This window comes from Streptomyces albofaciens JCM 4342 (genome assembly GCF_008634025.1).
GTDB lineage: Bacteria > Actinomycetota > Actinomycetes > Streptomycetales > Streptomycetaceae > Streptomyces > Streptomyces albofaciens.
In genome coordinates, this window is the sequence record NZ_PDCM01000001.1 from 2,809,519 (window position 1) to 2,817,500 (window position 7,982).

11 protein-coding genes (1 of these 11 running past the window's edge) are annotated in these 7,982 nt (G+C 72.1%); 7 read left to right on the forward strand and 4 right to left on the reverse strand.

What is annotated here, in order from left to right; all coding sequences use genetic code 11:
* Positions 1-3: 3 nt before the first annotated feature.
* The 3 genes from CP973_RS12610 to CP973_RS12620 all read left to right on the forward strand — a co-directional run bounded on the left by CP973_RS12610 (position 4) and on the right by CP973_RS12620 (position 1,419).
* Positions 4-654 (forward strand): response regulator, encoded by a 651-nt coding sequence (locus CP973_RS12610; protein WP_150243492.1) that lies wholly within the window; start codon positions 4-6, stop codon positions 652-654.
* A 173-nt stretch (positions 655-827) separates the two neighbouring features.
* A complete protein-coding gene (locus tag CP973_RS12615; protein ID WP_150240243.1) occupies positions 828-1,067 on the forward strand; it encodes a chaplin in 240 nt (79 codons plus the stop codon).
* Between the two features lie 106 nt (positions 1,068-1,173).
* Entirely contained in the window at positions 1,174-1,419 is a 246-nt protein-coding gene (locus tag CP973_RS12620; protein ID WP_150240245.1) for a chaplin, read from the forward strand.
* Between the two features lie 177 nt (positions 1,420-1,596).
* Here the strand turns inward: CP973_RS12620 and CP973_RS12625 are convergent, their stop codons facing one another.
* The gene (locus tag CP973_RS12625) at positions 1,597-2,418 is read right to left on the reverse strand and encodes a hypothetical protein (RefSeq protein ID WP_150240247.1); all 822 of its coding nucleotides are present in this window, start codon (positions 2,416-2,418) and stop codon (positions 1,597-1,599) included.
* Positions 2,419-2,508: 90 nt separating this feature from the next.
* On the opposite strand from CP973_RS12625, the gene CP973_RS12630 reads away from it, so the two are divergent.
* From CP973_RS12630 to CP973_RS12645, 4 genes are all read left to right on the forward strand, one after another.
* The gene (locus CP973_RS12630) at positions 2,509-3,318 is read left to right on the forward strand and encodes an ABC transporter ATP-binding protein (RefSeq protein ID WP_150240249.1); all 810 of its coding nucleotides are present in this window, start codon (positions 2,509-2,511) and stop codon (positions 3,316-3,318) included.
* A 79-nt stretch (positions 3,319-3,397) separates the two neighbouring features.
* The gene (locus CP973_RS12635; RefSeq protein WP_150243494.1) at positions 3,398-3,808 is read left to right on the forward strand and encodes an NfeD family protein; all 411 of its coding nucleotides are present in this window, start codon (positions 3,398-3,400) and stop codon (positions 3,806-3,808) included.
* A gap of 139 nt (positions 3,809-3,947) precedes the next feature.
* Positions 3,948-4,898 carry an SPFH domain-containing protein gene (locus CP973_RS12640; RefSeq protein ID WP_150240251.1) on the forward strand — a complete coding sequence of 317 codons (951 nt, stop codon included), beginning with the start codon at positions 3,948-3,950 and terminating at the stop codon, positions 4,896-4,898.
* A gap of 99 nt (positions 4,899-4,997) precedes the next feature.
* Positions 4,998-5,765, forward strand: a complete 768-nt coding sequence (locus CP973_RS12645; protein ID WP_150240253.1) for a sulfite exporter TauE/SafE family protein — start codon at positions 4,998-5,000, stop codon at positions 5,763-5,765.
* A 37-nt stretch (positions 5,766-5,802) separates the two neighbouring features.
* Here CP973_RS12645 and CP973_RS12650 read toward each other — a convergent pair whose 3' ends face one another.
* The 3 genes from CP973_RS12650 to CP973_RS12660 all read right to left on the reverse strand — a co-directional run.
* A complete protein-coding gene (locus CP973_RS12650; protein ID WP_150240255.1) occupies positions 5,803-6,306 on the reverse strand; it encodes an HNH endonuclease in 504 nt (167 codons plus the stop codon).
* 540 nt (positions 6,307-6,846) lie between these two features.
* Positions 6,847-7,386 carry a YbhB/YbcL family Raf kinase inhibitor-like protein gene (locus CP973_RS12655; protein WP_030372180.1) on the reverse strand — a complete coding sequence of 180 codons (540 nt, stop codon included), beginning with the start codon at positions 7,384-7,386 and terminating at the stop codon, positions 6,847-6,849.
* Positions 7,387-7,484: 98 nt separating this feature from the next.
* Positions 7,485-7,982 carry the 3' portion of a sporulation protein gene (locus tag CP973_RS12660; protein ID WP_150240257.1) on the reverse strand. The gene runs 285 nt beyond the window's last position, so only the last 498 of its 783 coding nucleotides appear in the window; its start codon lies beyond the right edge, outside the window; its stop codon occupies positions 7,485-7,487.

Consider the following 7,982-nt stretch of genomic DNA (forward strand, 5'->3'; position numbering starts at 1 on the left):
GCGATGGCGGACGGCGGACGGGCGATCCGGGTGCTGCTGGTCGACGACCACCAGGTCGTACGGCGCGGGCTGCGCACGTTCCTGGAGGTCCAGGACGACATCGAGGTGGTGGGGGAGGCGTCCGACGGCGACGAGGGCATCGCCGCCGCCGAGCGACTGCGCCCGCACGTCATCCTGATGGACGTCAAGATGCCGGGCACGGACGGCATCGAGGCGCTGCGCAAGCTGCGCGAACTGGACAATCCGGCGCGCGTGCTGGTCGTCACCAGCTTCACCGAACAGCGCACCGTCGTCCCGGCGCTCCGCGCGGGCGCGGCGGGCTACGTCTACAAGGACGTGGACCCGGAGGCGCTGGCCGGCGCCATCCGTTCCGTGCACGCCGGGCACGTCCTGCTCCAGCCCGAGGTGGCCGGCGCGCTGCTCGCCCAGGACGAGGGCGGCAACGGCCAGGGCCGCGGTACGTCGCTGACCGACCGGGAGCGCGAGGTGCTGGCCCTGATCGCGGACGGCCGCTCCAACCGCGAGATCGCCCGGACGCTGGTGCTGTCCGAGAAGACCGTCAAGACCCATGTGTCGAACATCCTGATGAAGCTGGACCTGGCGGACCGGACACAGGCGGCCCTCTGGGCGGTCCGGCACGGCATCGGCGCCTGAAGCCGGCCTCCGGTCCGACTATCAGGGCGCGGGCCGGTCCGCGCGCATCCCATCCGAGATTCATACCGTCGGGTGGACGTCACCCGTGTGGCGCAACCCGTCCTGTGCGGGGACGTTCTCCATGGCGTGCCGCGGGACCCGACCGCGGCCGTCGTCAGGAGAGGTCAGAAGAAGTGAAGAACATCAAGAAGGCCGTGGCCGTCACGATCGCCACGGGTGGGCTCGCCTTCGCCGGTGCCGGTGCCGCCTGCGCGCAAGGCATCGCCCAGGGCCACGCCGTCAACTCCCCCGGTGTCCTTTCCGGCAACCTGCTCCAGGTCCCGGTGCACGTCCCGGTGAACGTCACCGGCAACACCGTCACCGTCATCGGCGCCCTGAACCCGGCCTTCGGGAACCGTAGCCACAACTCCTGACGGCCGCAGCACGGCCGGCCGCCCGGCACCCACCGCCCGGCGGCCCGGCCGCAGCGAGCACTCCACCACCATCCCGGCCCCGCGCCGACACGTGAGGAACACCACCATGAACACCGCCAAGAAGGCCGCTCTCGTCCTCGCCACCGCCGGCCTGGCCGCCGGTGCCGCCGCCGGCTCCGCCGCCGCGACCGGTCACGCGCACGCCAACGGCGCGGTCACCAAGTCCCCGGGCGTGCTGTCGGGCAACCTCGTCCAGATCCCCGTGGACGTGCCCGTGAACGTCTCCGGCAACACCATCAACGTCGTGGGCGTGCTGAACCCGGCCCACCACAACGCCGCCGCGAACCGCTGAGCCACGACGCTCCGGACCGCGGCCGCACCGCATCCTGCCGAAGGCCCCGCCCGACCGACCCCGGTCCGGCGGGGCCTTCGCCGTACGGCGGGGTGCTGTGCGGCAGGACTTCCCCGTAGGCCGGAGAATTCTCCGCACGCAGAGGCCTTCCGTACGGGGGCGTGGGCCGCCACTCCGTCACCTCCGGCGCCGCTCCGCCTCCTCCACCGACGCGTTGTACGCCGCGACCTGCGCCCGCCGGGCCGTGCGCTCCACCGGGCGCAGGGCCGCGGACCGCGCCGCCATCTCGGAGGCGCTCACCGCACCGCCGTGCTCCTGCCCGTCCCCGCCGGCGCCCTGCGCGATGTCCATGAGCGCGCCGACCCGCTGCGCCAGCTCCAGCACCCGCACCGCCCGCGGCGGATAGCCGGGCGCCAGCACCTGCCGGCCCGCCTCGGCCCGCGCGCGGTACGCCTCCAGCGCCGCCTGGGCGACCGGGCCGGAGCCGGCCACATCCAGCCGGGAGAGCACCTCCGTCGCCTCCCGCAGGGCCTCCGCCAGCTCCCGCTCCGCCTCACCGAGCGAGGGGACGTCGGCGGGCGGCGCGTCCCGTATGGGGAGGCAGTGCCAGACCACCTCGACATGCACGTCGGCGCGCGGCACCGACGCCCCCTCCGGGCCGGACTCGAACACCTCCGGCACGAGACCCAGCGCGGCCCCGGTCGCCAGCACCGCTTCCCCGGCGTCCAGCGCCCGCGCGTTGAACTCCGGCGGGCCGCTCAGCCCCAGCGGGTGTCCCGGCACCGGCAGCGCCACCCGCAGGCCCGTCGCGCCCAGCGCCCGCAGCCGTCCCAGCGCGAGCGTCAGCCCGACCGGGCCCGGCTCCCCGGGCAGGCCGTGCACGCGGTGCACGGCGTCGTCGTCCGCGATGTGCTGCACGGCTTCATCAGGTGAGACAAGCCCGGCCAAAAGGGCATTTCCCCACGCGGCCAGGCGTCCCGAACGAGGTTCATCGAGCATGCTCCCCAGCCTAAGGACAGGCACCGACAGCGAGTGGCGTAGGTTTGCAGGGGGGATGCGCCCACAGGCGCACGAGAAGACCGAGATGCAATGGGAGACAACGCGCTCATGAGCGATGTGCTGGAGCTGGTGGACGTATCCGTGGTCCGCGACGGACGGGCTCTGGTGGACCAGGTCTCCTGGTCGGTCAAGGAAGGCGAGCGCTGGGTCATCCTCGGCCCCAACGGCGCCGGCAAGACCACCCTGCTCAACGTCGCCTCCAGCTACCTCTACCCGAGCACCGGGACCACCACGATCCTCGGTGAGACCCTCGGCAAGGTCGACGTCTTCGACCTGCGCCCGCGCATCGGCGTGGCCGGCATCGCGCTCGCCGACAAGCTGCCGCGCAGCCAGACCGTCCTGCAGACCGTGCTCACCGCCGCGTACGGCATGACCGCCGGCTGGCGCGAGAAGTACGAGGACATCGACGAGCAGCGCGCCCGCGCCTTCCTCGACCGCCTCGGCATGAACGAGTACCTCGACCGGAAGTTCGGCACGCTCTCCGAGGGCGAGCGCAAGCGCACCCTCATCGCCCGCGCGATGATGACCGACCCCGAACTGCTCCTCCTGGACGAGCCCGCGGCCGGCCTCGACCTCGGTGGCCGCGAGGACCTCGTACGCCGCCTCGGCCGGCTCGCCCGCGACCCGTACGCCCCCTCCATGGTCATGGTCACCCACCACGTCGAGGAGATCCCGCCGGGCTTCACCCACGTGCTGATGATCCGCCAGGGCAAGGTCCTGACCGCGGGCCCGCTCGACCTGGAGCTGACCTCCAGCAACCTTTCGCACTGCTTCGGGCTGCCGCTGATCGTCGAGCGCAACGGCGACCGATGGACCGCCCAGGGCCTGCCGCTTTCCTGACCTTTCGGGTCACTCCTTGACCGGACGGCCCCTGTCCCGGGCCGTCCGGCGGATCTACCATGAAGGCGTGGATCCATGGGTGTGGTGGCTCGTCGCCGCCGTGGGACTGGGCATTCCGCTCGTCGTGACCGCGATGCCCGAGTTCGGGATGCTCGCGGTCGGCGCCGTGGCCGGTGCCGTGACCGCGGGGCTCGGCGGCGGCCTGGTCACGCAGTTCATCGTCTTCGCCGCCGTCTCCGTCGCGCTGATCGCGGTGGTCCGCCCGATCGCCAACCGCCACCGGAACCAACGGCCGCGGCTGGCCTCGGGCATCGACGCCCTCAAGGGCCGCTCCGCGACCGTCCTGGAACGGGTCGACGCCTCCGGCGGCCGGGTCAAGCTCGGCGGCGAGGTCTGGTCGGCCCGCGCGCTGGACTCGGACCAGGTCTACGAACCGGGCCAGAAGGTGGACGTGGTGGAGATCGAAGGCGCCACGGCGGTCGTCATGTAAGAGGCCGAGCCCGTCGTCGTACGAGCGCACCGATGAGCCGAACCGCCTGCGTGACGGCCGTTCGCTCTGAAAGACTCGATCAAGCGGAAGGCCGGCACCGGCCGCCGCAGTCAGTCACCGAGGGGTACCGGGAGCCGCAGTGGAACCGATCATCATCGTCCTGATCATCCTGGTGGTGCTCGTGTTCATCGCACTCATCAAGACGATCCAGGTCATCCCACAGGCCAGCGCCGCCATCGTGGAGCGCTTCGGCCGCTACACCCGCACCCTCAACGCGGGCCTGAACATCGTCGTGCCGTTCATCGACTCCATCCGCAACCGCATCGACCTGCGCGAACAGGTCGTGCCGTTCCCCCCGCAGCCGGTGATCACCCAGGACAACCTGGTCGTGAACATCGACACCGTCATCTACTACCAGGTCACCGACGCGCGCGCCGCGACGTACGAGGTCGCCAGCTACATCCAGGCCATCGAGCAACTGACCGTCACCACCCTGCGCAACATCATCGGCGGCATGGACCTGGAGCGGACCCTGACCTCCCGCGAGGAGATCAACGCGGCGCTGCGCGGCGTCCTGGACGAGGCCACCGGCAAGTGGGGCATCCGCGTCAACCGCGTCGAGCTCAAGGCGATCGAGCCGCCGACCTCCATCCAGGACTCGATGGAGAAGCAGATGCGCGCCGACCGTGACAAGCGCGCGGCGATCCTCCAGGCCGAAGGTGTCCGGCAGTCCCAGATCCTGACCGCCGAGGGTGAGAAGCAGTCCTCGATCCTGCGCGCCGAGGGTGAGGCCAAGGCCGCCGCGCTGCGCGCCGAGGGCGAGGCCCAGGCCATCCGGGTGGTCTTCGAGTCCATCCACGCCGGCGACCCGGACCAGAAGCTGCTGTCGTACCAGTACCTCCAGATGCTGCCGAAGATCGCCGAGGGCGACGCCAACAAGCTCTGGATCGTGCCCAGCGAGATCGGCGACGCCCTCAAGGGCCTCGGCGGCGCCATCAACAGCTTCAACCCCGCGGGCGGCGGCGCCCCGTCCGCCGGCCCCGGTATGACCAAGCCCGCCCCGCACCGCGAACAGCCGCCCATCGACTGACCCGGCTCCCCTCAGGGCCCGTCCCCGGCGAAAGCACTGTCACGGGAACGGGCCCTGATGCATGATCGGTCCGTACCGATCATGTACGAGGGAGATCGCATGACCATCTGGGAAGCGCTCGCCGTCTTCGGGGCCGGCGGCGCCGCCGGCGCGATCAACGTCGTCGTCGGCTCCGGAACCCTGATCACCTTCCCGGTCCTGCTGGCCATCGGCCTCCCGCCGGTCACCGCGAATGTCTCCAACACCCTCGGCCTGGTGCCCGGCTCGCTCAGCGGCGCCATCGGCTACCGCCGCGAACTGGCCGGTCAGGGGCGCCGCATACGGCGCTTCGGCGCCGCCGCCCTGGCCGGCGGGCTGATCGGCGCGGCCCTGCTCCTGATGCTGCCGTCCGACGCCTTCGACGCGATCGTGCCCGTCCTGATCGCCGTCGCCCTCGTCCTCGTCGTCGTCCAGCCCCGGCTCGCCGCCCGCCTGCGCGCCCGCCGCGAACGCAACGGCACCACCGCCCGTGCGGACGGTGGTGCCCTGCTGCTGACCGGAATCCTCTGCGCGAGCATGTACGGCGGCTACTTCGGCGCCGCCCAGGGAGTCATCTACCTCTCCCTGATGGGCCTGCTGCTCAGCGAGGACCTGCAACGCCTCAACGCCGTCAAGAACGTCCTGACCCTGCTCGTCAACGGCGTCGCCGCGCTCTTCTTCCTCTTCGCCGCGCACATCGACTGGCTCGCCGTCGTCCTCATCGCCGCCGGCTCGGCCCTCGGCGGCCTGATCGGCGCGCGGATCGGCCGCCGGCTGCCGCCCGCCGTGCTGCGCGGGGTGATCGTCGCCGTCGGCGTCGCGGCGATCACCCAGCTGCTGCTCGACTGACCCGTACGGGCACTTGACCCGTACGGACGCCACGGCGCTACGCGGGCAGCCCCAGCCACTCCGGCAGCTCCTCCCGCACGGCCCCGGCCAGCGCCGCCACCAGCGCGTCCGCGGGCGTCGGCTCGAACGGCCGGGTCAGCAGCCGCATCCCGGCCTGCTCCGGCGTCCGATCCGCCTTGCGGTGGTTGTCCTCGGCGCAGGAGGCGACCGTGTTCAGCCAGTTGTCGCCGCCGCCGCGCGAGCGCGGCACGATGTGGTCCACGGTCGTCGCCCGCCGGCCGCAGTACGCGCACCGGTGCCGGTCCCGTACGAGAACGCCCCGCCGCGACCACGCCGCCTGTCTTCGGAACGGCACCCGTACGTACCTGCTGAGCCGGATCACCTGCGGCACCGGCACCTCCACCGCGGCGGCCCGGACCCGCAGCCCCGGATGCGCCTGCTCGACCACGGCCTTGTCCTGCATCACCAGCACCACCGCACGCCGCAGCGACACCGTCGCCAGCGGCTCGAAACTGGCATTGAGCACCAGCGTCTCGCGCATCCCGTCCACCTCCCGGTCCCCGTTCGCCGCTCGGCGAAGCGGGTCCACTGTGCAGCTCCAGTGATCCCCTGGACAACGCAATTTCCGCACGCCACAAGGGAGATGGGAGGTGACGGGGAGGTGAAGGTACGGATGCGCAGGAGGGGGCGACGGGAAGCGCCCGGCGGCGCGAAGGAGCGCTCGGCGGCACGCTCCGGGGCCCCGCCCCCGTGCGTACACCGGGACCCCGGAGCGTATGGCAGCCGACGCGGACGTCCGACACGACGCGGACTCCGGCAGGCGGCCGGCGACACACCTGCGCCCCGCCGCCTCCGCCACTGCGGTGCCGGCTGCCCGACGGCCGAACCGCGAGCCGTTCGCCGGTCATGCACCACTGTGCGAGCACGGGCGCCGGGACGCAACGGAATTAAGGCTGATTCCCGTCCGAACGGGGCCGGTGCGCACACGAAGCGGGCCGGTGCCCGCACGGCCGCACGCGGCCGCGGCCCGGACACCGGCCCACGGTTCACCTCCCGGCCGGCACCCGCACCGGCCCCTCGCTCAGCTCCCGGCCGGCACCTCGTACTCGCCGATCAGCTGCGCCCGGCCGATCGTGTGGAAGCGGAGGTTGAAGCCGACCACGGCCGGCGTCGCGTCCGCGTCCGGGCCGAGCTTCTCCTGGTCCACCGCGTACACGGTGAAGACATAGCGGTGCGGGCCGTCACCGGGCGGCGGCGCCGCGCCCGTGAAGTCCCGCGAACCCGCGTCGTTGCGCACGTGGACGGCCCCCTCCGGCAGCCCCTTCATGTCACCCGTACCGGCGCCCGCGGGCAGCTCGGTGACGGAGGCGGGGATGTCGAAGACCGACCAGTGCCAGAAGCCGCTGCCGGTCGGCGCGTCCGGGTCGAAGCAGGTGACGGCGTAACTGCGGGTCCCCTCGGGCGCGCCCTCCCACCGCAGGTGCGGCGAGGTGTTGCCCTCCGCCTGCACCTGCGCCGACGGAAGCGGGCCGCCGTCGGTCAGCCCGTCGCTCACCACGGTGAACCCGGCCACCGGCGGATGGAAATCGTGCGGGAGCGGCCGGCGCTTGAGCTCGGACACCTGGGCACCTCCTGAGTCGCGAATGGACAACTGTCGGGCCAGGTTAGAGCCTGTGCCGAAGCTCCGGCCGGGCGCCCGGCCGGAGGCGGTGCCGCCCCTCAGAACCAGTTCCGCTTGCCGCCGACCTCGGCCAGCCACTGGTTGAGGTACGCCGCCCAGTCGGTGGCCTGATAGCCGTCCAGCGGCACCACGAACGAGCGGTACGTGTCGCTGCCCTCGCTGAAGAGCCCCGGCTTCTTGTCCATCTCCAGCACCACGTCCATCTCGCGGTCGTCCGCGACGAAGGACAGCTCGACCTGGTTCAGGCCCCGGTACTGCTGCGGCGCGTAGAACTCGATCTCCTGGTAGAACGGCAGCCGCTGCCGGGTGTCCCGGATGTGCCCCTGCTCCAGGTCCGCGCTCTTGAACCGGAACCCGAGCCGGCCGAAGGCGTCCAGGATGGCCTGCTGCGCCGGCAGCGGATGGACGTTGACCGGATCGAGGTCACCGGAGTCCACCGCGCGGGCGATCGCCAGCTCCGTCGTCACCCCGACGTGCATGCCGTGCAGCTGCTGGCCCAGGAACGTCGTCACCGGCGTCTCCCACGGGATCTCCAG

Bases quoted from the DNA above. Each gene is read 5' to 3' on its own strand.
- CP973_RS12610 (WP_150243492.1), top strand. From the start codon at position 4: ATGGCGGACGGCGGACGGGCGATCCGGGTGCTGCTGGTCGACGACCAC.
- CP973_RS12620 (WP_150240245.1), top strand. From the start codon at position 1,174: ATGAACACCGCCAAGAAGGCCGCTCTCGTCCTCGCCACCGCCGGCCTG.
- CP973_RS12625 (WP_150240247.1), bottom strand. From the start codon at position 2,418: ATGCTCGATGAACCTCGTTCGGGACGCCTGGCCGCGTGGGGAAATGCC.
- CP973_RS12630 (WP_150240249.1), top strand. From the start codon at position 2,509: ATGGGAGACAACGCGCTCATGAGCGATGTGCTGGAGCTGGTGGACGTA.
- CP973_RS12645 (WP_150240253.1), top strand. From the start codon at position 4,998: ATGACCATCTGGGAAGCGCTCGCCGTCTTCGGGGCCGGCGGCGCCGCC.
- CP973_RS12650 (WP_150240255.1), bottom strand. From the start codon at position 6,306: ATGCGCGAGACGCTGGTGCTCAATGCCAGTTTCGAGCCGCTGGCGACG.